Source organism: Pseudomonas sp. MD195_PC81_125 (assembly GCF_014060985.1).
Classification (GTDB): Bacteria; Pseudomonadota; Gammaproteobacteria; order Pseudomonadales; family Pseudomonadaceae; genus Aquipseudomonas; species Aquipseudomonas parakoreensis.
This window is the reverse complement of the sequence record NZ_JABULD010000799.1, coordinates 1-554: the sequence shown is the minus strand read 5'-3', so window position 1 is coordinate 554 and position 554 is coordinate 1. Positions and strand designations below refer to the sequence as shown.

Sequence of the window (554 nt, the reverse complement as noted above, 5' to 3'; positions counted from 1 at the left end):
ACGACATGAACAAGCCATAGGCAAAGTTCACCGTCAGCGAACTGCCAGGCTCCACCACCTGGCTGTAGGCCGCCACCACAAACATCATGGTTTTCGGATTCAGTGCATTGGTCAGAAAGCCTGAGCAGAACACCTTCCAGGCGCGGGGTACCGAAGCGTTCGCATCGGCAAATGTCAGCACCGATTGATTGGTAAAGGACTTGATGCCCAGATAGACCAGGTATCCGGCGCCCAGCAGTTTCATCATCCAGAACAGCAGCGGCGATTGGGTGATGATCAGCGCCACCCCGAACACCGTGTAGAACACATGAACCTGCACGCCACAAGCGATGCCCAGCGCGGCTAATAACCCGCTGCGCCGTCCGTAGGCATAACTGTTGCGGGTAACCATGGCAAAGTCCGGACCCGGGCTGATCACCGCCAGAACGGTGATGGCGATTACCAGAAACAATTCATTCATGCCTACGCTCCATCACGTCATTTGCGCTACTTGATTTCACAGATGCACTGTCCGCAGTCATTCTTGCAAAAGTTTGGAGGGATGCGGCAGGCTC

At 55.2% G+C, this 554-nt stretch carries 1 protein-coding gene; it reads right to left on the bottom strand.

Annotated elements, in window-relative coordinates:
* The coding region (locus HT737_RS29365; protein WP_182404573.1) for a LysE family translocator at positions 1-460 on the bottom strand (460 nt) is incomplete at its 3' end.
* Positions 461-554 lie beyond the last annotated feature (94 nt).